Genomic DNA, 21,124 nt, shown 5'->3' with positions numbered 1-21,124 from the left:
TTTGAAAATGATATCCACCCTCGGATCAAGCAAGTCCTGCACGGAAAGCCCCCCTTTTGTTACCAGTATACCATGCTAACGTTGCTCCACAAATCCGCTTTTTCCTACTGTTAAGCATCTTCTTTGATCTCCGACACCAATTATTTCGCGGCTTCAATCCACGCTCCGCACGGGGAGCGACTAAAACTTTTTATCACACGAAGGGTATTCAGTTTTGTTTCAACCCACGCTCCCGCGCGGGGTGCGACATGCTGATAGACCGACACACTGGATGCCCCTACCGGTTTCAATCCACGCACCCGCGCGGGGTGCGACCCGGTCCCCGGTCGATCGACACGGTTATGACCTCGGTTTCAATCCACGCACCCGCGCGGGGTGCGACCGGATCAGCTGCGAGAGCGTGTCCGGCACGTTGCCGTTTCAATCCACGCACCCGCGCGGGGTGCGACGTAGTTGGCCTCGCGGAGTTTTACGGGCTCAAACGGTTTCAATCCACGCACCCGCGCGGGGTGCGACCAGTTCAGACGTTTCGTCGCTATCATCGTCGGATGTTTCAATCCACGCACCCGCGCGGGGTGCGACGGACTTTATGGTCGCTTTGTGTCAGACATTAGAGGTTTCAATCCACGCACCCGCGCGGGGTGCGACGGATAAGAAGGTCATAACGATGGGCGACTTGGCAGTTTCAATCCACGCACCCGCGCGGGGTGCGACGCAGAATCGGAGGTTTCGGCCTATATCCGGTACGGTTTCAATCCACGCACCCGCGCGGGGTGCGACGGGACATCGTCGGCTACGGGATCCTGGGTGCCGTGTTTCAATCCACGCACCCGCGCGGGGTGCGACCTGGCTACGTTTGGTGGTACGGCATCCGGTCCGGTTTCAATCCACGCACCCACGCGGGGTGCGACCCGGCTGCGAGCTGGCGAAGGCAATCACCGTCACCTGGTTTCAATCCACGCACCCACGCGGGGTGCGACAGACATGCAATGGAGCGATGCGATCGGAACATCCGTTTCAATCCACGCACCCACGCGGGGTGCGACGATTACCAGTGGCTTCTCCAAGGCCAAAAACGGCCGTTTCAATCCACGCACCCGCGCGGGGTGCGACATAGATTGTGCCTATTCCATTAACAAAGACATTGTAGTTTCAATCCACGCACCCACGCGGGGTGCGACTCAATCAACATTATGTACGTTGTGGACAACACCAGTTTCAATCCACGCACCCACGCGGGGTGCGACAGCGGAAAATTGCCGAATTCATCTGATACCAAGATAAATTCAACTCGTTTTCCAATCTCTATAGTAACAAATAAGCATAGCATTTTCCTTGACATTTTCTACTTTCACGAAAAAACTTTCGAATTCGACAAAATCTGAGGTGCGAAGGAACCGGGAATTTCATGGGAGCTTCCCATTCGCACCACTAACTCGCCATGTTTGATGTGGTGGCATTTTCGAGTGCTATTTTGAAGATACTCTTTTTTTAGTGCATGGAACGCAAAGAATGAATCTCCTCTGCGGATAGCCCAGTTGCTTTTACGATGGTTTCTACGTCAACACTACGTCCCAGTAACCTGACAGCCGTTTCAACTTTTTCTTCCGCTCTACCTTCCGCCTTCCCTTTCTTTATACCAGTTGTCAATGCGTTTTCAATCCGGAACTTTTCGTCACTGAGCGCTTTCGTTCGGGCATCATACGCCATTCGTGCCGCCGCATCCTTGCTTAATAACCCCAGCGTGTCCATCGCTTTTTCAGCATCGGCTCCTTCATCGTTTCCCCTCCCAGTTTGTTCGATCCGCACCTTTCAAAAAAAGCAGCCAGTTGACCAGTCCGCCTTCCTCCAACGGTACCGCTGGCCGTTCCACTTTTGGCTACTCCAAGATATGAATTTCGATATCATCCAGCAACCAATTCCGCTATGGCCCTTCCACAAGTGTGGAATACGCTGTGATACCGGTCATTCGGCAAACAGTGAATAATTCAAAATATTATTTCCACTCTCCTCATTGTTTGTTTCAATTCACGCTCCCGTACGAGGGAGCGACAGTATTTGGAGACGCGGAGAAAGGCGAAAAGCAAGTTTCAATCCACGCTCCCGCACGGGGAGCGACCAGCTCACATCCTGGCCACGGCAGCCGAGCTCATGGTTTCAATCCACGCCCCCGCACGGGGAGCGACGCACTTCTTCGCGCTTAACAAATCGCGTATCCCGAGTTTCAATCCACGCCCCCGCACGGGGAGCGACATGGCTTATCGCCAAGGATAACGTTGAAGTCATTGGTTTCAATCCACGCTCCCGCACGGGGAGCGACCCTTCCCGGTGCTTGAGAAGCGCACAGTAATCAATGTTTCAATCCACGCTCCCGCACGGGGAGCGACAAGTTCACTACGTTGAAACCCAGCCGATTGCTGAGTTTCAATCCACGCTCCCGCACGGGGAGCGACTCGCTCGAGATCCGGACGCGCTGATCGACCTTGTGGTTTCAATCCACGCTCCCGCACGGGGAGCGACGTGAGGCGAAAGGAGAAAAACCATGATTAACTACGTTTCAATCCACGCTCCCGCACGGGGAGCGACTTGAACGGTTCAGACTGTGGCTAAGGAACCGACCGTTTCAATCCACGCTCCCGCACGGGGAGCGACGGATCTTCGGGCGGACACTGAAGGCGGGTTGATCGTTTCAATCCACGCTCCCGCACGGGGAGCGACGGTATGCGTCTACCGCGTCGATCCCCTTGGTGTCGTTTCAATCCACGCTCCCGCACGGGGAGCGACGTCCTACCAGTTGCTTGCAGGACATTTCCAAACTGTTTCAATCCACGCTCCCGCACGGGGAGCGACGTATTGCGCCTTGTTTCCGCTTGTCGCCGGTTTGCGTTTCAATCCACGCTCCCGCACGGGGAGCGACCAAGTCGAGCAAAAAAGTGATCGAAGCCGGTAAAGTTTCAATCCACGCTCCCGCACGGGGAGCGACGCGACTCTGCTTCCGGTGGGATATCCAAAAATGGGTTTCAATCCACGCTCCCGCGCGGGGAGCGACAGCAGGTGCGACAAACCCTTATACAGCAAGGGTTTGTCGCACCATTTCCGCGAACCTCCATTTTCTACACCCAGAACGCGGTTTACCATAACCCAAAAAGTGCCTTCCGCTCAATACTGGCGCGGTGCGCGAACCTCCCGGGGTTTTTATGTGCGCTTGGGGTTCGCGCTTCATCCTCATTTTACCAGACAGGTTCACGCTAGTATATCTCCATTTCATACTCCCATCCCCCCTACCGCTGATATTGCTCATTCCCTTAACACTTCCATTACAACCCTCGCACCCATTATAAAACCCGCAACAAATTTCTCACCCGCATGTAGCGCATTTGATTCCCCATACAAACCCAAAACATCCTCCATTAGTGAAAAATCCTCTTCGGATAATTTGCTTTTGCACAGTTGCATCGACTGAGCAATCCGTCTGTTTAGGTCTTGCAATTGCGGTTCCATAGGTTCCTGAGTCTCATCCGGGTTCCATTGCCCCATATACAAATCTTTTAAAATACTCTTCAACCGCTCCACCCCCCAGCTTACTCCACACAATCTTAGCGAATTTTTCGCTAAAAATCAATAGCGGATAATCCGCTAGCATAAGATGTTGCTGAGGTGGTTTAGATGTATAAACGCATTAGAGATTTGCGAGAAGACAAAGACATGACGCAAACGCAGATTGCAGCCTCCCTTGGATGCAGCCAACGCGTCTACAGCAACTACGAGCGAGGCGAAATTGACATCCCTACGGCCATTCTGATCAAACTTGCTGATTTGCACAAGACAAGCACCGATTATCTTTTGGATCGGACAAACCGCAAGTCTCCATACCCTAAAGACTAGTATTGCATTACATAGCACAAGCCTCATCTGTAACACGGCAATTACTTTTCTCCTCAATAGTCCTTCCGCAAAAAGTCCGCCCTCAAGCTTGTTATCTCTTCATATGGACCAGGAGGCATATACACGCATGAACATCACCCTCGACAAAGCCTTCATCAAGTATGGCGAACGAACGTCGGCGGAATTCGAGTTGTGAAAAAGACAATGGACTCTACCGAATCAGCCCTCTTTTTATCCACCCGGAATACCAGGGAAAAGAAATCGCCCACCATGTCTTTGCCTTAATAGAACGGATTAATCCGGATGCAACGACATGGGAGCTGGACACCATCCGGCAAGAGGCGGGAAACTGCTACTTGTACGAAAAGCCAGGCTTCAAAAGAACCGGTCAAGCAAAAGCAATCCGCAAAAATATGACCCTTCTTCATTACGTAAAACATCTCCGATAAAGGAAAGGAGCCCCCATGAACAACCCGATCCACATCCTCGTTGCCGAGGACGACAGCGACATCAGCCAGCTGCTATGCAGCATTATCAAAAAAAGCGGCTACGTCCCCCAGCCGGCCTTTTCCGGGACGGAGGCGCTGCTCTACCTGGAGCAGCGGCAGTGGAGCCTGGTGCTGCTCGATCTGATGCTGCCGGGGATGACGGGCGAGGAGCTGCTTCAGCAGATCGGCGAGCGGGGCGATACGCCGGTCATTATCATTTCGGCCAAAGGCGAGCCGCAGACCAAGGTCGCGGCGCTGCGCGGAGGCGCGGATGATTTTATCACGAAGCCCTTTGACATCGAAGAGGTCTCGGCCCGGATCGACGCGCACCTGCGCTTGTATGCGCGGCTCGCGCAGCCGGTTTTGCCGAACACGCTGCGGCACAAGGGGCTGGTGCTGGACCGCGAAGCGATGTCATTTGCCGTAGACGGAACGGAGCTGACGCTTACCGCGCGGGAATACGAGATTCTGGCCCTGCTTATATCCGCGCCCAAAAAGGTGTTCACCAAAGCCAACCTGTACGAAAGCGTTTGGCGCGAACCTTACTACGGGGACGACAACACGGTCAACGTCCACATGAGCAACCTGCGGAGCAAGCTGACGAAGGCCGCGCCGGGAAGCGACTATATTGAAACCGTCTGGGGCATGGGTTACCGGCTCAAGCCTTAAGACATTCTTAAGAATTGGCTTTAGCTCTTCTTATGGTTTCGCTTTTATCCTTGGTCTATCAGCTGAAGGAGGCCAAGACAAGGATGCACGACTATGTTTTGCAAACGAATCAGTTATCCAAAACCTTCAAAGGCCATATCGCGCTGGACAAGGTCAACCTGTCCATCCGCAAAGGCGCCATCTATGGCTTCATCGGGCAAAACGGGGCCGGCAAATCGACGCTGATCCGCCTGGTGACCGGGCTTGCTTTTCCCACGGGCGGGACGATGGAGCTGTTCGGGGCGAGCGAGGAACAGGCGCTGATCCAGGCGCGAAAGCGGATCGGCTCGATCATCGAGAGCCCGGCCTTGTTCCCCCATATGACCGCCGCCGAGAATCTGGAGGCGAACCGGATTCTGCGCGGCATCCCTGGGCAGGAATCCGTTCCCCGCATGCTGGAGCAGGTGGGCCTGCAAGGGACCGGCCGGAAAAAGGCGAAAAATTTCTCGCTTGGCATGAAGCAGCGGCTCGGCCTGGCGATTGCCCTGCTGGGCGATCCCGAGTTCCTCATCCTGGACGAGCCAACCAATGGGCTCGATCCGATGGGCGTCGTGGAAATGCGCGAGCTGCTCAAAAAGCTGAACCGCGAACGGGGCATTACGATCCTGATTTCGAGCCACATTTTGAGCGAGCTGCACCTGCTGGCCACCCATTACGGCATTATTCACCGCGGCGAGCTGCTGGAGCAGCTTACGGCCAAGGAACTGGACGATAAGTGCCAGCAGTACGTGCTGATCAAGGCGGACAACCCGGAAAAAGCGGCGACGGTCCTTCGCGAGCGCCTAAACACAGCCGAATTCGAAGTGATGCCGGACGGGTCCATCAAATTGTACGGGCGCCTGGAGCAGCCGGGCAAAGTATCGTCCCTGCTGTTTTCCGCCGGCCTGGAGCTGGAGAAGTTCATGCCGATGGGCGAAGACCTGGAAAGCTACTTCACGAAGCGGATCGGAGGACAGGCGCATGTATAATCTGCTTCGGGTCGAGTTCTTCAAGTTGCGCAAAAACCGGTCGTTCCGGGTGCTGCTGCTTGCCCTTGCCGCCGCCTCGCTGGCCTATCCCTTGCTGTATTATTTTGATAGCCGGGCCACCGGACTCCCGCAGTACACGGGAGCCGAATTTTTGCTCACCTTTTTCTCAGGCAATGCTTATATCATGAAAATCGGTGCGGCGGTGCTCGCGGGCTTTTTCATCGCCAATGAGTATTCTTCCGGGGTTATGAAGACGATCGCCTCCTCGGGCAACGCCCGCTGGCGGCTGTATGCGGCAAAGCTGGTCGTTTTCTCGGTCGGCGTGATGATTCTCTCGCTCGTTTTTCCGGTCGTCAGCACGGTGGAAGTTACCTTCCTGTCCGGGTTCGGGCATCTGCCGGAGGAATTCTCAACGCTATTCATTCCGCGTATTCTGGGGCTCACCTTGTTGTACACGGCCAGTTATGCGGCGATTGCGGTGTTTTTCACCACGCTTCTAACCGACAGCGGCAAAACGATCGCGGTCTCGATTCTTTTCTTCGCCGGGATTGATATGGTATTGCTCCATGCGGGCTCCCGGCTTGCTTTTGTAAAGACGATCTATGACTACTCTATTTTCAAAAAGGTAACGGATATCGGCAACCCCGCCATTCCCGGCGCGGATTGGCTGGCGCTCCTGCTGGTGCCGGTGTTGACGTTTGCCGCGGCCGGGCTGCTGGGCATTCTCGTGTATCGCCGAAAAGAAATCAAATAACGGAGGAAAGGAGCGGGGGAGCATGCTGATCCTTACGATCCTGGCGGTAGCGGCGGCGGCTCTCCTGCTCGTCCGTCTGCTGATGCTGAGGCGCGAATTGGGGCGGGTGACGGAGCAATTGAGGAGCTACAACGAACGGGAAACCGGCAAAAAAATCGAAGTGGCCCTCTTCGACCGGAAGCTCGAAGCGCTGGCCGGGCAAATCAACCGCCACACCGAGCGCATCGTTGAAGCGGAAGCCGGGCGCAAACGCGTTGAAAACGAGCTGCGCCAAGCGGTAGCGAACATTTCCCACGACATCCGCACCCCGCTGACCTCGATTTCCGGGTACCTTCAACTGCTGGAATCGGAGGCCGCAACGCCGGAGGAAAAACGCGAATACGTCGCCATCGTCAAAAACCGGACAAAGCGGCTGCACGCGCTGCTGAACGATTTTTATGAGTTGTCCGTGATTGAGTCGCTGGACTATGTCCTGAAAACAGAAAAGCTCGGCATGACCGCGCTGCTCTCGGACATTTTGGTCGGTTTTTACGACTCGTTCAACGAACGCGGCCTCACGCCGGACATCCGGCTGCCCGAGGAGAATGTGACGGTGTACGCCGACGAATCGGCCGTGCGCCGGGTTGTGGAGAATTTGCTGGTGAACACGATCAAGCATGCCGCCGGGCAGGTGGACATCCGCTTCGAACGGCAGCGGGACACGGCCGCTTTGACGATTGTCAACGACGCGAAGGAGCTCGCCGGAAGCGACGTCAGTCTCTTGTTCGACCGTTTCTACACCGCCGACCGCACCCGATCCGCCCAGGGAACGGGGCTTGGTCTTTCCATCGCCAAAAGCCTGATGATCAAAATGGGCGGCACGCTGACCGCCGAGCTAACCGGAGATAAGCTGACGATGACCTGCCGCTGGAGGCTTGGTGCGGAGGGGAGGGGGTAGCGGGTGGATGAGGTTGATTCAGCGATAAATGTGCTCTAAAGTCCTGATCTCACAATCAAGACCCATAAGAAGGAATCCTTTATATCAAAGAATTCTTCATATGGGTCTCGGTTCGATTGATACGGATTATGAATGCATAAAATGATAAAAAGATACCTTACTCCTTCATTTCAGAGGCTTTTACGGTAATCGTTACGCTCTTTTCATCTGGAGCACTAACTTTGAATTTTCCAATAACGGTTTGCCCATTCTTATCATATAAGGGGATATAATGACCATCAGGGGCTCTTTTTTTCTGCTTATCGATTGCTTCCTGCGGATTCTGAGGTTGATTACCAAACACATCCGAAACTTTGATATAACCTTCTGTGCCGTCAATTCCTACTGCACTAATTAAGTCGGGGGCTTCGTCCAAAGTTACAGCATCAGCTAAAGAACCATAGGCTTTTCCTTCTTTATTTTTTGGATAATCATTTTTCGATTTGGTTTCTAGGGGAGGTTGAGTAACGTTTAAATGAGAATCAGCTAATACGTTTGAAAGACTAACACTTCCAACTCCTACCCCTAAAGCAAAAATAAGCCCCAAAGCAACAGGTTTTAGAATCGTCTTTTTGACTTTCATACTCACTCCCCCTTAGTTGTTAAGATTCGGGCTTCTTTCTGTTCTTGTAAGAGTGTAACCACTCCCGTTAAATGTATGAGAATATCCTTGACTGTAGAATATGCCATTGAGAAATGATCATTTGTTGAATACCCGATTCCAATGGCAGAAACAGAATTATAAATAAAATCTTTGATGTCTATCACCTGATTGGAATTATTATATAGAACTTCAGAAACCCCCATATATCCAACAGGTACATTTAGATCTAAAACATTAGATACATTCGTGCCTGCTCTGATCCCTCCATTAATGGACGTTATTGAAGCTTGATTGTAATAGGAGTAACCATTATGAGGACCAAATGTTTTTTTGTTACTGTAAGCAGTAGCAGCAAACACGGCTGATGCACTAGCACCTAAAAGTACACCTGCAACAAAAACACTAACGATAACTCTTGATGTGTTTGACATTTCGCTTATAACCTCCTATAAGTTTTTCTCTGAAATACTGAAGAGGATACACAGCGCCAACTATTTTTACATATATTAACTTTATCACTATTTCCTGCATCATTCAAGCTTTTACATGAAATATTCAGGGAGACTCTCAGGTAAATTATTTTAGGATTATAGAGATTGTCAAAAGATTGTGCAATTTCATTTGACATTCGGGAAACAGGCCTATCAGGAAGTTCTTAAAGGAAATGTCGATCAATATATTCCGTTCCAACCTGGAGATCAGATCTCAATCAAGAAGGAAACACCTGGATATGCCGTATTTTCGCTTTAAAGGAATGAATGGTCGACAACGATGGACGTCGTACGCCATTTGATAGCCCGCATACCGGCAGGATTTTGTTATATGATCTTGCGAGAAAGCTATCTCGTCAGTAGACATACAAGCTTCCATTCGGCCACCTTCCTTCCCATCCGCATGGACAATGCCCCAGACTCAAAACCTTGTACAAGCTGCAAAAAATAGAAGGTGCACCCTTGGAGTCGATAAATGTACTTTCTACCGACGCTCTTAGTAAGATCCAGGACAAGGTTTCCCCTATCTCTTCGCTTACCTTGTCAGCCTCCAGTTTTTTATCAATGGACAGAACGGCATTTTTATACGGGTCACTGTTTCGAATCTCCGAACCAGGCGGTTAAATGCCCCTACACTGTACCCCAGCTTCTTGGTAACATAGTCAAACAGTGTCTTTTCCCCTAATGCAATCAATTTCCCCCACGACTCGCTATCGTGCCTTTCTTCCGCCTCCTGCCAATTATTCACGTACTGCGACGTTTTTTCGAATGGCCCCTCCTCTTTTTGCCCGCATCTTGACAGCCACTCTATTCCAGCATATTGATTAAGAAATTCGTAGTTTACAGCTAGCGGTTTCATTCGGTTTCCTCTCTTTATCCGAGCTTCTCATCTAATTTCCCTCTTAAAAATTCCGCTATTTCGGTTTGTCCCACTTGCCTTGCATAGGCACAGGCATCCAGGTTTTGAATGGCTTCTCCCGTGTAGCGAATGGAAATGTCGATCCCTTTTTCAACGAGATAACGGACCACCTCCAGATGACCCTCATCAATGGCGGCAAATAACGGGTTTCTCCGAGCCAGGCTCACATCCATCTCCGCCCCTTGCTCCAGCAAGTAGCGGACGATTTCCAAATGCCCTTCTCCAGCCGCCAGATTTAAAGCAGATCCATCAAAGGTGCCGCCTTTTTTATCGATCTCTATCCCTTTTTCGAGCAAAAACTTAACGATTGCCAGATGCCCCTTCTTTGCCGCTATATGCAGCCAGGTGCCAAACGCAGTCAAGGTGTTCAAAATTTCCTCATCATCGCCTATCAGCCGCTGCACTTCTTGAATGTCGCCGGCTTTTATAGCCGTTCTTATTTCTTTTATTGTCGTCACGTCATTCAAAGCAAGGTTCTCCTTCCTTGTTCCGGCACTTCATACCGGGTGCATGATAATAAACAAGCCCATGGACTGATCCACAGGCTTTTGGAATGTCGAGAAACCCGGCTCATTTTAGTGCCCATGGGTTTCTTTTGCGTTTGTCATTGTTATAAAGGGGAAAAACGAGGGGGTATTCCGTTTATCTCTGTGATCCTGGCAGGTCGCCACCTTCTTCCTGTTCTATACGGCCACTGTCATCACCGTTCCTATTTACCTCCCTCCCCCTCCCTTTTGCCTCTGCTTTCTTGGCCGAAAATTGCAAGTGGCGGGACACAGGCTAACGATTACCAGGGAAAACAGGGCAAATAGGTGCACAGCGACACTTATTTCCGATGGTTTCTCGCTCAATCGCGAAATAATTCCACACACGCACTTATTTCCGGCAAAACAAGCGATATTCGGAGGAAACGGAAGAAATAGTTGCTTTTCTGTACTTATTTGGTCAAAAATAGCTAAAAACGATGTAATTAGTTGCTTTTTTGCACTTACTGGCCTACCCAGCCAGCGCGAAGCCGTCTAGTCTTCGGGAATATCGCACACGCCGCAGGAAATTCGCATCCGCCGCAGGACGCACCCGCTGCGGGAGTATCGCATCCGCCGCAGGAATTTCGCATCCGCTGCGGGACTCTCGCACCCGCCGCAGGAATCTCGCACCGCTGCGTGAATTTCGCATCCAACGCGGGAATATAATATCCGTCGCCCTTTTGCCGATAACCGCCCACCGCCTTGTCGTTCTTTTCCAAACTACGATGTCCGAAGGGGCACTGGTCTCCGAAACCACGGTCAGCCAAATGGATTTGGATATCCCGCTCCGCTCCAATTGACGTTCGGAACGAATACCGCAGAAACGGTCACGAAAAATGGTCGTCCGATAGCACGCAACATTAACGCGGTGCCGTGTAATAACTAATTAGTCACAAAAAAATTATCGAGACTTTCTCAACAGCCTGCAAACCCATGGTCTGATTCATAGGCTTTGTATGTATTAAATCTGTCGATTATGCAGTTTTTATTCCGACTCTCGCAGCAATGAGAGAAAATCGTCAAAATTCTTTGCAACCGGGTAGATGCATTCGGGGGACAATCCGTCATCCTCCTCCAGAAAATCCAGATCGCAAAAATAAACCTGGCCGGTCTCCTCCCCTTGGATCACCAAGCAGATGAGACTGTCCATCGGATCACGGCCGACAGGCAAAAAGCGGGACGGCAAAATGTTGTTCAACGTATAATCGCGATAATAGGCTTCCAAATTCGATTCGGCATCCGGAGCAATCGGGAAAAACAGCATAACCGAAGTCTCGATTTTTTGATTGGCCGTTTCAAATCTTCTTTTGACCCGTTTGCCTCCGTTATTGCGAAGCAAAAAGTCTCGGTACGCTTGCGGCAAACGAAAGCCGTAGCGGCTTTCAAAGTCTTGGATTTCCGACTCCGGAACATCTTCAAACGAAAACTCAAATTCTTCCTCCACCATGAACACCTCTATTCTCTGGAATATAAGCCATCCAAAAAACCGGAAAAACTTTCGCACACCGGAATAATCGCCGCCTTGCCCGCTTCTTCATGATCAAAAAAGACGATTGCCGGCGATTCCCGATTAAAACGGTAGTCGAAACAAATCAAATTGCCAAAGGGGTCCCGGCCAAAAGGGACCAGCCCCCTCATACGCGGTTCGTTGACAATTTGCACAAACATAAACAGATTTACATCACGGTTCGTCAAACTGATGAGATTGCTGAAAACTGCTTGTTCTCCATCGGAAAGGTCAAATAGATTGGGAGAAGGATATCCCCCATTGTTAACCTTCACGCAAGTGATGTAATCCGCGGGAAAGCGGCAGCCAAATAAACGCTCCGCTTCCGAAATCACAGCATGGTCTATCGGTCCCTCCGTAAAGCTCCATGTGAGCTTGTTCATTCCATCTTCTCCCTCAGGACTCAAAACCAACCACCATCCACTCATCCACTACATCCCAGAAGTTCATATTGTAGCTGGGCTGATCATCCGTCCACCATAAGGTAGCGTTGTCATTCTCGCAATTGGTATAATCAATCGCTACATATCCGCCCATGCCGCTTTTAAAAAATCCGAACGTGGTTGTTAAATCGAGCTGCAAAGGCTCCTCCAAATCGTCCATAATGCCCCATTCGTCTTCATCGAAATAGGTCACCTCCTCCAGTGGAACCAACCCCATGGCCCGGCTCGGCAGAAAATAAAATCCGTTATGAACATGGTCGTAAAATTTTCGTATCGAAGGGGGAATTTGCTCCCAGCAATTCTTCAGCTCCTTGTTGTCTCTATTGCCCGTGGGATTTCCCCCTTCATAATAAAGAATCCCTTCCGGCGACTGCACCGAGTATAGAATCGAATATGCTCCCTCATTTTCCAATAACTCAACGTCAGCAAGACGCTCGGAGAGATAGGAAATCGTATTTTGCAGTTCATTCGCGGAATGTTCCCTCCACCAATCCAGAACGGCTTCGATCCTTTGCTTCGACTCCTCCATTTGAAAAATGCTCAGCCAGCAGTCGGGGATCTCTCCCGCACCGATCCCCCGTGTTTCATCCGGCTTCAATACTCTTGCTCCTTGCCGGAATTTCCTTAGCTCATCCAGCTTGTTTTCCATGCCAGCGAACACTCTCCTTTATTGAAATAGAACGCCGTATTGATTGGGAACATAATCGGGATAATGCTTGCGGTAGAAGTCATCAATGCTCCGCATCAACGGGTCCCATTCCGGATAAGGCTCGGGGGCGTTGAACTCCAGCTTCGCTTCCGGCGTGTTCATCAAAAAATCGGTGAATGGGGCCGGAACCGGCTTTCCGAGTTTCTTTCTGGCATGCATCAGGAACAGAATTTCATACGGATAGAACCCGTATCGGTAATCGTCGAATTCACCCATTTTGCCGAGCTCCGAGACCAATTCGGTATGATAGAGAGCCATCTCCGCAACCAGCCGCTCCATTTCATCCGCATCGGCCGTTTTCCACTGCTCCAGCACCTTACCGTAAACGTTAAGGTCCTCCGGAATAAGGCCATAGGGAAGCCCCGCTTCCTTGAATTGGTTGATCACGGCCAGATGCACCTGCCGATTGGTGCCTGCAATCGTTTTCTCTCTGAGCTGCAAATATAGCTCCAGCAAAAACCAGAGATGCTTGTCCGATTCATTCGCTTGCATGAAATGCCCGCCCAGATGATTGACGATAAAGTCAAATAAAACGCTCTCTTCCTTTTCCCAGCCAAACATAGTGAAATGAATCAAGGCCCTTACAACATCTTCAAAAGAATACCCCACTCTCATTTTTGGATACTTGATTTTGTATAAATCGTGTCCCATGCATTGATAGAAAACCGTCATCTGCATGATTTTCAGCGGTTCTGTCCTATTTCCTCCGTTTACCAGGACGTCTTTCTTCCATTGCCACAAGGAATAAGTGAAAATATCGAAGTGACTCAGCAGCAGGATATGATCTTTTTCGATCTGATTCGAATTCACGATCTCTTGAACTTCCGCCGTGCGTTCTTCATAATCCTGCTTGGCCACTTCGTAACGGGCCCCGGCGATAAAATCCTTTTTGTATTTTTTGAATGCCGACTCCAGTTTTTTGGGATTTATCAATACTTGTTCCCTCGTTTCTTGTTTGACTGTGGTCACCGAATCCGGTTTTGGCAGCCGGGGCCGGATTAGGCCTCCTCCCCGTAATGGTAATAATGAATGCTTCTCTCTTCGGGCGGTATGTATTCTTCGTAAAGCAGCTGTCGTTGTTCTAACTTCTCCCTGTTCCCCAGTTTGCTGATGAATAACGCATAGAAGTCTCCGGAGGTAGGATAAGCAAACAGCCCGTATCCGTTCGGTTCCAGTATCCGGTTCGTCTCCTTGATCTTATCCGGTACAACTTCATACTCGAAATCATCCAATTCCTCAAGCTCATCCTCAGAGGCCAGCTCCAGGTTTCGATGAAACGCATAATCCATAATAAATTCGGTGATTTCCCGGTACTCTTCTCCTTTGTAATCCAGGTACAAGAACTTCTTTGTCGAGAACCCGTGCTTCAAGATGCTCTCGTGCAGGTCATTCTTCAGATCATTCCGAACAGCGTCTGCCTCATTTGGGTCATCAAAAATAAGCGTTACAAACTCCTCGTCATTCATACACGGTTCCTCCGATCGTTCCTTCCCGGTAGCTGACACCTAAAGCCCCAAAAGGAAATCTTTCCGTTCCCTTTAATCCGCTGTCATCGACAGTGACAATGTAATCTTTGCGAACCAGGATAGCGGTATCTCCGTTGGATTCCAGCAAACAATCGCCCTCACACTCACGCATCACGGCTCCAATAAACCGCAACAGTTCATTTAAGCGGCCGTCGACTCGGTCATAAAGCTCAAACCACATTTGAACGCTCAGCTTCATCGCATAGTCTTCACTCCGAAACTTCACGCCGTCTCCGCCTTCCGTTACCGCTAAATGAAACGCATCCGTTGTCAATTCAAGCTCTTCCCCGGAGTCGGCGATGATCTCTGCGCCGTCCAACAGGTCAACCACTAACCGCTTTACCTTCTGGAAAGAGCAGCTTGCGTCCAAAAAGAATACATAGAACAATGGCTCCCCTCCTTTCCGGGCACGAAAATTCCGATACATGTGATACTTTTCACTTATCTATCCGCGATTCCGCGAACTCCTGCATCTCTGCAAGTTTCACCCGGTCACTTTCCGCTTCCGGAATATGATGGAGGTACTTGTATTCCCAATATTCCATCCTTTGCGAAGGACCAAAACTCGATTCTCCCCATTTTGTATAATCGTACTCCATGCTTGCCTTACCCTCGGAGGTTACTTTCATCGTTATGGAGAACCAAGGGTCTAGTCCATTTTCAAGAAACAAATTCTTGAGCTTATCTGTAAGATCAAAGATCTTTTCCATCAAATGATCATAGAATTCACTGCTCCTTCTCCATTCTCCACCTCGCCATTAAAGTAAAAATGATCCCACTCTTCTGGTATCAGTTCATTTATGGTGACTGCAATCTCTTGGTATAACGCATTCATTTGGGCTTCCATATCCTGCCCTCCCGCTTGATTTTATCCGTTCACTTTCATCCATTTTATTACATATGGTTTAATTTGGTCAAACATTAGTTCGACATTATTCGTGCCGCGCCGACACGCCTTCCTTTACGGAGGGTTGCGTGATGAAGTCCCGCATTTCCCTACGAAAAAAGACCATAAGCGATATATCCCCCATGGTCTCCACTCTATTTCTTACCTTTGCAAATCGACAACAATATGATTCTCGATGATGGTTTTGAAGTTGGAATAGTTGCGCAGCATATTATCGCCGTATGCATTCACTGGCCCGTTTCCGTTTATCATGCTGGCATAATTCAATTTGAAATCTTCTTTTACGGATTCCGACAAACTGGAAAAGTAGTTCCGGGCCGCTTCTTCCGCCAACTGCCGTGAACCGTAGGTCAGTACAAAATCAATATCAACGAGATAACCCTTGGATGGAAGGAAGCCGTTTAAAGCAACTTGCTTTGTGAAGTTACTTAAGTCGTTGCTGCAAGCGTCAACAATCGGCATAAAAATCGTATTCAGCCATTCGGTGTACTCGTTCACCGTTGAGTTCCAGCTTTCTTCGCTTGCTATATTCCAATGGAGCTGGCCGCTGGGAATATCGGATTGCCGCGTAGTGATGTAAAACAGCTTGTTTGGAGATTGAATTTTGTAAACCGCGCATTCGCCGTAAAAAACAACCGTTTGATCGGATACGTTGTTCCAGCCTGTATAGAAGAATATCCGATACGTAAAATTCCGATCGCTTTTTGTCAGCCATTTTCGCGATTTGGAATATTTCCAGCCTTCCTCCTTGTACCTTTGGGATATTAAAGAACATACGCTTTCAAAAGCTGCATTTGCTTTCATCCCGGCACCTCATCCGTTTATCCTTCCGAAAATATACTTGTCATATCGTCCCATTCCACAATGGATGGGAAAACCTCGCCGCCTGAAAAAGAGGTGAACAAAAGAATAACGGATTGCAAATTCAAGACCTGATTGATTTGAACCTCAACTACTGAACCGGATATGTTGATTTTCGCTATATCCGAATCCATTGAATCCTTGCGCCTCGCCTTTTTGTGAACATAGCTGCCGTCTGAAAGATATTGTCTGACCTCGACAGTAAATTCTATCGGGCCTCCCCCTGCTTGCATGTAGCTGCCGTCTGTATTTTCCAAACAGGCGTAAGAATTTGTGAAGCCGTCAATTGTTCTTAATTGACTAGCCAGATCCGTGCTGCTTACTACTTCAGAACGAATCCCATTTTCCAATTCAAAAATCATAGTTAGCTCCCATTTCTTCAGAATAGTAATCGTTTTCTCATCATTTTTCACAATCCCACATCCATATTATTACATGCGGTTTAATTTAGTCAAACGTTTGTTCGGCATTTTTTCCCACCTACCGACACGCCCATCCTCGACCTTTCTGGCAAAGCGATGCGGCTTTTGGCTGCGAAAGCGGGAACAATGTCATAAGGAAAGCTTCACTTGGATTTTTGGTGCGGCTTTGGTAAAATAAACCTAACGAACATATATTCCTATTTTTGATTCATTACGAATTGTATGCGAGCGATAAAACAAGCTGGATTCTTTAAAAACAATTTTAGGAGGTATAGTTTTGGGATTCAAATCGACTATTTTAGTAGTTGAAGATGTGGTTCAATCAAGAATGTTGTATGAAGAATTGCTTGGATGCAAAGTGGATTCAGATTTTGGCATATACAATGTTGGCTTTGAGGGTGGTCTTGCCCTTTATAAAAAATCGCTTTTTGCAGAATTGATTCATAGTCATGATATTGTATCGAAAGCACAGAATTTAGCGGTTTACTTTGAATTTGATGAAATCAACTCGTTAAGAGATAAGATTATCGCCGGTGGGTTCGAGCTTGTGCATGATATTAAGGAACAACCGTGGGGACAGATGGTTTTACGTTTCTATGATTATGATAACCATATCATTGAGCTCGCGGAGGATATGGATACGGTTCTAGTTAAAATGCATAAATCAGGAATGTCCGAATCAGCGATTGCCAAGAAAACGGGTTATCCTGAAGATGACGTGAAGAATATATTAAAAAACCTGAAGAAAGAAGATTGATTTAAAAGATAATTAGCACTATTGGAGAGGAGAACTTAATTGAAAACACATCTTAATCATGTAAGAGTAAATGTATCCAATATAACCAGGGCATTGAAATGGTATGAAGAGATTCTGGGATTTGAGAATGATGGTGGTTGGCCTATTGAAAACCCTGCCTATTATGATTTTAAATCTGAAGAAGGCGCCAAGTTTGCAATAATGGAAGTGAAAGATAAGAAGTCACAGGGCAGAATGAACTTTGAGGTTGATAATGTTGATGAGCTCTGGGGAGCATTAAAGGACAAGGTGGAGATTGTTGAGTCATTGTTTGATACCCCATGGGGAACACGTAAATTCACAATTAGAGACTTAATATTTCGTCTATTCATCCGAAAGAAATGGTTGAGTTCTATAATGATAAATTAGGAATTCCCATCCTAGAGCCAGATGAAAATTATGATGGTGTTTCTTTGGGGTTTATTGCGGATGCTCCTGTCATCGTAATTTGGGATGAATCGAAATGGGGGAAATCAAGCGAAGGGAAAGTAAACTTCGTGTTCAATTGTGACGATCTTGATACTACATATTTAGAATTGAAAGAGAAGATTACCAATATACAACCGCCAACAACGGCAGCATGGGGAGGTAAAGAGCTTACTTTTTGCGATCCCGATGGAAACAAAATTTTGCTTCTATAAGAATAGGTAACCGGGTAAGCGTACATACTCTAGAAAACAAGGCTATTTCCTATTGGAGATAGCCTTGTTTCTGTTTTTCCATTTCTAACCTGCCGATTTTTCTTTTAAAAAATCAGCGATTTCGGTTTGTCCGAATTGCCTGGCGTACTCGGATGCGTCCATATTCTTGATGTTTTCTCCCGTATATTTGATCGAAATATCGATCCCCTCTTCAACCAGAAACTTTACTACCTCCATGTGTCCGCCATAGATGGCGCTGAATAAGGGGTTCCTCTGAGCCAAGCTCACATCCATTATCGCCCCTTTGCCGATCAGATACTTTACGATCTCCAGCTGTCCCTCTCCGGCTGCCGCATGTAATGCAGAGGCATCGAACGTGTCGTCTTTTGCTTCCATATCGATTCCTTTTTCGATTAAAAACCGGACAATTTCAACTTGTCCTTTTGCTGCAGCCACATGCAGCCATGAGCCGAAGGCCGTCATGGTGTTCAACGTCTTTGCATCGTCACCTATTAGCCGTTCGACTTCCGGAAGATCGCCGCGTTTGATTGCAGACCGAATGTCTTTTATTAGCTTTATATTTTCCAACGCAAATCCCCCCTTAAACTCCCTTACCGCCCAACGGTCGAAGCTTGATTTGCTCGATCCCGGCAATGAGCGGCCTCGCCTTCTGGATGAGCGCTTTGGACACCTCCAGCGATAAAGAAGCTTGATGGGCGGCCGGATCGCTCCACAGCTCGGTTACCCAAACGCTGTTCGGGTCCCCATCCGGAGTGTTCACCACGTACAGGTCGCATCCGTCTACAGAGTCCATGCCCCGGGCCGCCTCCAACAGCAGCTGCGCCAGGGCGTCACGCTGGCCTTCCTGTGCGGCGAATTTTGTATACAGCCCAAATTTGTTCATCCCGATTTCCTCCTTTGATAAAGCCGTTTCCGCATGCTACTTATTCGCCGCTTTCTCCCTGTTCTCCTTGCGCTTAACCCCTCCACCCTTTTACGCAGTAAGAATATATTCATTTACGTTATTTTTTTATTGCAAAACGATAAATCCTGTGATAAAGTCAAACCAAACTTAACGAAAAGCGAGGGCTTTTTATGGAACGAGGAACCACACTCTTCTTGAAGGCGGCGGTTATTCTGATCGGCATTCCGGTGCTGGCGCTGTGCATCTTTTTGGTGCCCGAGATCGCGAATTTTGCGGCGGAGCTGTATCCGGAGTATGCCTGGATCAAATCGCTCGTTTACCTTGATTTGTACGCGTCGGCGGTGCCTTTTTACTTTGCCTTGTATCAGGCGTTCAAGCTTTTAAGCTATATTGATAAGAACCATGCGTTTTCGGAACGGTCGGTGAGCGCCTTGAAGACCATTAAATTATGCGCCCTCGCCATCAGCGGCTTGCTTACGTTGGGCCTGCCGCTCCTTTATCTGATGGCGGAAAGAGACGACGCCCCCGGGCTGATCGTCATCGGCCTGGTGCTGGTTTTTGCCTCTCTGGTGATTGCCGTGTTTGCCGCGGTGCTTCAAAAGCTTCTGACAGAGGCGATTGCGATAAAATCCGAAAACGACCTGACGGTCTGAGGTGAAGGACATGGCGATTATCATCAACATTGACGTAATGCTGGCAAAACGAAAAATGAGCGTCACCGAGCTTTCGGAGCGGGTCGGCATCACCATGGCGAACCTTTCGATCCTGAAAAACGGAAAAGCCAAAGCGGTCCGGTTGTCCACGCTGGAGGCGATTTGCAAGGCTTTGGACTGCCAGCCGGGGGACATTCTGGAGTACAAAAGCGACGACTCGTCCGACGAATCTCAATAATCGAGCAGCCGGCCGTTGTCGTGCCACTGTCCGTACATTTTGTTCTGTCTTGTGTTTGAGATGAATTTGTCCAGCCGGCTTCGAAACAGCTCCGGCTGCTGCTTGCAGCTTTGGATCGTGTCGATGCGGATTCTTTGGTAAAGAGCGGGAAACGCCAAGAAATTCGCGTACACCTGCCCATCCGCTTTCAACTCCTGCTCGATAACCGGATCGATGCGAAAAGAACCTGGGTCCATCGCCGGGAGAACGCTTCTTCCCCCGTCCGTCATCCGGCCCAGTTTTTCCAGGCGGCGGACACGTGCTTTGTTTAATTCCGTCCAGGAGCTGGTTTTGCTTCGAGGGGACAATCTTTGCGCCAGCCGGTTTCCGGCTGCTTTCTTTTTTACGCTGTCGATCCATCCAAAGCACAAGGCTTCTTCGACCGCATCCAAATAGAGCAGCGTATCGGGAGCGGGTAGCACGCTGACGTAGACCCAGCAGCACGTTTCCGTCTTGTCGTTTTCCCGAAGCCAGCCCCTTAGCTCTTCTCTCGTTATTACGGGAAGCAGATTTTCCATTTCCATCGGTGAATAGATGTCCTCCTAGAAGGAATGGGCTTCCGCCGGATTCTGATACCAGAATAACATATAGTCCGTCATGGTGGAGGCATGCCCCAGCTGGCGCAGCATCGTAGAGACATTGCCCCGGTGGTAGGTCCCGTGATTGACCAGATGCAGCACCATTTCCGACAAGCGTGTTTCGCGCGTTCCGGCGAAGGGATTCTCCAGCAGAACGGTCAACTCCAAGTCGGGATGACTTCGGAAGCATTGCTTGTACTGGTCCGCCAATCGGGCAAAGGAACGGGCAAATTCCTCCGCGGAATAAGGAAGGGTCTCTTGGACAAGCGGCATGGAGGCTTCCAGCGCTTCTTGCATTCCCGTTCCTTTCAGCACCAGATACCACATCGTATCCACTGCATAAAGATGGCTGAAGGCATGGGCGATCGTGGGAAAAGAGCTGTTCACCTCCTGCTTCAGCACGGAGGCGGGCAGCTCCCTGATTCTTCCCAAAAGGGTCTGGTTGGCCCAGGCATGGTAATCGAACATTTGTACCGGATGATTCATGACGATCGTCTCCTTTGGTTTTGCTGGGGATAAGGTTGTTACGGATCTCATTATAAAAAAAGAAGTATGACAG

General features: G+C 49.3%; 29 protein-coding genes, 1 pseudogene and 2 CRISPR repeat arrays. Of the genes and pseudogenes, 11 read left to right on the top strand and 19 right to left on the bottom strand.

The features are described from left to right. Positions 1-216 precede the first annotated feature (216 nt). Positions 217-1,247: direct repeats of the CRISPR family, unit length 32 nt. A 244-nt stretch (positions 1,248-1,491) separates the two neighbouring features. Beyond that, the gene (locus AC6I6H_RS03750; protein ID WP_497951460.1) at positions 1,492-1,809 is read right to left on the bottom strand and encodes a hypothetical protein; all 318 of its coding nucleotides are present in this window, start codon (positions 1,807-1,809) and stop codon (positions 1,492-1,494) included. 277 nt (positions 1,810-2,086) lie between these two features. Then, a CRISPR array of direct repeats spans positions 2,087-3,049; the repeat unit is 32 nt; unit sequence GTTTCAATCCACGCTCCCGCACGGGGAGCGAC. A gap of 248 nt (positions 3,050-3,297) precedes the next feature. Further along, positions 3,298-3,573 (bottom strand): DUF6809 family protein, encoded by a 276-nt coding sequence (locus tag AC6I6H_RS03745; protein WP_497951458.1) that lies wholly within the window; start codon positions 3,571-3,573, stop codon positions 3,298-3,300. 93 nt (positions 3,574-3,666) lie between these two features. Between AC6I6H_RS03745 and AC6I6H_RS03740 the strand changes: the two genes are divergently transcribed. The 6 genes from AC6I6H_RS03740 (at position 3,667) to AC6I6H_RS03715 (ending at position 7,740) form a co-directional block, all read left to right on the top strand. Beyond that, positions 3,667-3,885 carry a helix-turn-helix domain-containing protein gene (locus AC6I6H_RS03740; RefSeq protein ID WP_497951456.1) on the top strand — a complete coding sequence of 73 codons (219 nt, stop codon included), beginning with the start codon at positions 3,667-3,669 and terminating at the stop codon, positions 3,883-3,885. Between the two features lie 161 nt (positions 3,886-4,046). Continuing rightward, positions 4,047-4,334 (top strand): GNAT family N-acetyltransferase, encoded by a 288-nt coding sequence (locus AC6I6H_RS03735; protein WP_497951454.1) that lies wholly within the window; start codon positions 4,047-4,049, stop codon positions 4,332-4,334. A 15-nt stretch (positions 4,335-4,349) separates the two neighbouring features. Continuing rightward, positions 4,350-5,042, top strand: coding sequence for a response regulator transcription factor (locus AC6I6H_RS03730; RefSeq protein ID WP_497951452.1), 693 nt, complete (start codon positions 4,350-4,352; stop codon positions 5,040-5,042). A gap of 83 nt (positions 5,043-5,125) precedes the next feature. Beyond that, a complete protein-coding gene (locus tag AC6I6H_RS03725) occupies positions 5,126-6,049 on the top strand; it encodes an ATP-binding cassette domain-containing protein (protein WP_497951450.1) in 924 nt (307 codons plus the stop codon). After that, positions 6,042-6,803, top strand: a complete 762-nt coding sequence (locus AC6I6H_RS03720) for an ABC transporter permease (RefSeq protein WP_497951448.1) — start codon at positions 6,042-6,044, stop codon at positions 6,801-6,803. Before AC6I6H_RS03725 ends, AC6I6H_RS03720 begins: the two co-directional genes overlap by 8 nt. Before the next feature lie 22 nt (positions 6,804-6,825). Continuing rightward, on the top strand, positions 6,826-7,740 hold the full coding sequence (locus AC6I6H_RS03715) for a sensor histidine kinase (protein WP_497951446.1): 915 nt from the start codon (positions 6,826-6,828) through the stop codon (positions 7,738-7,740). A gap of 157 nt (positions 7,741-7,897) precedes the next feature. Here the strand turns inward: AC6I6H_RS03715 and AC6I6H_RS03710 are convergent, their stop codons facing one another. From AC6I6H_RS03710 to AC6I6H_RS03650, 13 genes and pseudogenes are all read right to left on the bottom strand, one after another. Then, entirely contained in the window at positions 7,898-8,362 is a 465-nt protein-coding gene (locus AC6I6H_RS03710) for a hypothetical protein (protein ID WP_497951444.1), read from the bottom strand. Positions 8,363-8,364: 2 nt separating this feature from the next. Then, positions 8,365-8,814: a hypothetical protein gene (locus tag AC6I6H_RS03705; protein ID WP_497951442.1), complete on the bottom strand. Its 450-nt coding sequence runs from the start codon at positions 8,812-8,814 to the stop codon at positions 8,365-8,367. Positions 8,815-9,409: 595 nt separating this feature from the next. Beyond that, the gene (locus tag AC6I6H_RS03700) at positions 9,410-9,733 is read right to left on the bottom strand and encodes a hypothetical protein (protein ID WP_497951440.1); all 324 of its coding nucleotides are present in this window, start codon (positions 9,731-9,733) and stop codon (positions 9,410-9,412) included. Between the two features lie 14 nt (positions 9,734-9,747). Further along, on the bottom strand, positions 9,748-10,260 hold the full coding sequence (locus AC6I6H_RS03695; protein ID WP_497951438.1) for an ankyrin repeat domain-containing protein: 513 nt from the start codon (positions 10,258-10,260) through the stop codon (positions 9,748-9,750). A gap of 1,045 nt (positions 10,261-11,305) precedes the next feature. Further along, positions 11,306-11,767: an SMI1/KNR4 family protein gene (locus AC6I6H_RS03690; RefSeq protein WP_497951436.1), complete on the bottom strand. Its 462-nt coding sequence runs from the start codon at positions 11,765-11,767 to the stop codon at positions 11,306-11,308. An 8-nt stretch (positions 11,768-11,775) separates the two neighbouring features. Next, entirely contained in the window at positions 11,776-12,210 is a 435-nt protein-coding gene (locus AC6I6H_RS03685) for an SMI1/KNR4 family protein (protein WP_497951434.1), read from the bottom strand. A 13-nt stretch (positions 12,211-12,223) separates the two neighbouring features. Then, positions 12,224-12,919 (bottom strand): SMI1/KNR4 family protein, encoded by a 696-nt coding sequence (locus AC6I6H_RS03680; protein ID WP_497951428.1) that lies wholly within the window; start codon positions 12,917-12,919, stop codon positions 12,224-12,226. Between the two features lie 18 nt (positions 12,920-12,937). Then, positions 12,938-13,912: a hypothetical protein gene (locus AC6I6H_RS03675; protein ID WP_497951425.1), complete on the bottom strand. Its 975-nt coding sequence runs from the start codon at positions 13,910-13,912 to the stop codon at positions 12,938-12,940. Between the two features lie 65 nt (positions 13,913-13,977). Continuing rightward, a complete protein-coding gene (locus tag AC6I6H_RS03670) occupies positions 13,978-14,445 on the bottom strand; it encodes a DUF6630 family protein (protein ID WP_497951423.1) in 468 nt (155 codons plus the stop codon). Continuing rightward, entirely contained in the window at positions 14,438-14,893 is a 456-nt protein-coding gene (locus AC6I6H_RS03665) for a SitI3 family protein (RefSeq protein ID WP_497951421.1), read from the bottom strand. Before AC6I6H_RS03665 ends, AC6I6H_RS03670 begins: the two co-directional genes overlap by 8 nt. Positions 14,894-14,942: 49 nt before the next feature. Beyond that, positions 14,943-15,340: pseudogene (locus tag AC6I6H_RS03660) on the bottom strand (immunity protein YezG family protein). Between the two features lie 213 nt (positions 15,341-15,553). After that, the gene (locus AC6I6H_RS03655; RefSeq protein WP_497951419.1) at positions 15,554-16,216 is read right to left on the bottom strand and encodes a hypothetical protein; all 663 of its coding nucleotides are present in this window, start codon (positions 16,214-16,216) and stop codon (positions 15,554-15,556) included. Between the two features lie 17 nt (positions 16,217-16,233). Next, positions 16,234-16,686: a hypothetical protein gene (locus AC6I6H_RS03650; protein WP_497951417.1), complete on the bottom strand. Its 453-nt coding sequence runs from the start codon at positions 16,684-16,686 to the stop codon at positions 16,234-16,236. 286 nt (positions 16,687-16,972) lie between these two features. Between AC6I6H_RS03650 and AC6I6H_RS03645 the strand changes: the two genes are divergently transcribed. The 3 genes from AC6I6H_RS03645 to AC6I6H_RS03635 are packed head-to-tail and all read left to right on the top strand — an operon-like array spanning position 16,973 to position 18,132. Next, on the top strand, positions 16,973-17,452 hold the full coding sequence (locus tag AC6I6H_RS03645) for a VOC family protein (RefSeq protein WP_497951415.1): 480 nt from the start codon (positions 16,973-16,975) through the stop codon (positions 17,450-17,452). 39 nt (positions 17,453-17,491) lie between these two features. Beyond that, on the top strand, positions 17,492-17,860 hold the full coding sequence (locus AC6I6H_RS03640) for a VOC family protein (RefSeq protein ID WP_497951413.1): 369 nt from the start codon (positions 17,492-17,494) through the stop codon (positions 17,858-17,860). Next, positions 17,833-18,132 (top strand): VOC family protein, encoded by a 300-nt coding sequence (locus AC6I6H_RS03635; RefSeq protein WP_497951411.1) that lies wholly within the window; start codon positions 17,833-17,835, stop codon positions 18,130-18,132. Before AC6I6H_RS03640 ends, AC6I6H_RS03635 begins: the two co-directional genes overlap by 28 nt. Positions 18,133-18,216: 84 nt before the next feature. Here AC6I6H_RS03635 and AC6I6H_RS03630 read toward each other — a convergent pair whose 3' ends face one another. Together AC6I6H_RS03630 and AC6I6H_RS03625 are read right to left on the bottom strand one after the other, a co-directional pair. Beyond that, a complete protein-coding gene (locus AC6I6H_RS03630) occupies positions 18,217-18,720 on the bottom strand; it encodes an ankyrin repeat domain-containing protein (RefSeq protein WP_497951409.1) in 504 nt (167 codons plus the stop codon). 13 nt (positions 18,721-18,733) lie between these two features. Further along, positions 18,734-19,036 (bottom strand): putative quinol monooxygenase, encoded by a 303-nt coding sequence (locus AC6I6H_RS03625; protein WP_497951407.1) that lies wholly within the window; start codon positions 19,034-19,036, stop codon positions 18,734-18,736. A gap of 191 nt (positions 19,037-19,227) precedes the next feature. Between AC6I6H_RS03625 and AC6I6H_RS03620 the strand changes: the two genes are divergently transcribed. Both AC6I6H_RS03620 and AC6I6H_RS03615 read left to right on the top strand, forming a co-directional pair. After that, positions 19,228-19,710, top strand: coding sequence for a DUF2975 domain-containing protein (locus AC6I6H_RS03620; RefSeq protein WP_497951405.1), 483 nt, complete (start codon positions 19,228-19,230; stop codon positions 19,708-19,710). A 10-nt stretch (positions 19,711-19,720) separates the two neighbouring features. Next, the gene (locus tag AC6I6H_RS03615; RefSeq protein ID WP_497951403.1) at positions 19,721-19,948 is read left to right on the top strand and encodes a helix-turn-helix domain-containing protein; all 228 of its coding nucleotides are present in this window, start codon (positions 19,721-19,723) and stop codon (positions 19,946-19,948) included. On the opposite strand, the gene AC6I6H_RS03610 is transcribed toward AC6I6H_RS03615, so the two are convergent. Together AC6I6H_RS03610 and AC6I6H_RS03605 are read right to left on the bottom strand one after the other, a co-directional pair. Further along, positions 19,942-20,511 (bottom strand): YdeI/OmpD-associated family protein, encoded by a 570-nt coding sequence (locus AC6I6H_RS03610; RefSeq protein ID WP_497951401.1) that lies wholly within the window; start codon positions 20,509-20,511, stop codon positions 19,942-19,944. The genes AC6I6H_RS03615 and AC6I6H_RS03610 overlap by 7 nt on opposite strands. Positions 20,512-20,529: 18 nt before the next feature. Next, a complete protein-coding gene (locus AC6I6H_RS03605; protein WP_497951399.1) occupies positions 20,530-21,051 on the bottom strand; it encodes a DinB family protein in 522 nt (173 codons plus the stop codon). Positions 21,052-21,124: the final 73 nt, after the last annotated feature.

Source organism: Gorillibacterium sp. sgz306347 (assembly GCF_059735245.1).
Note: the sequence above shows the minus strand (reverse complement) of the source record. Positions and strands in the feature narration are given on the sequence as shown.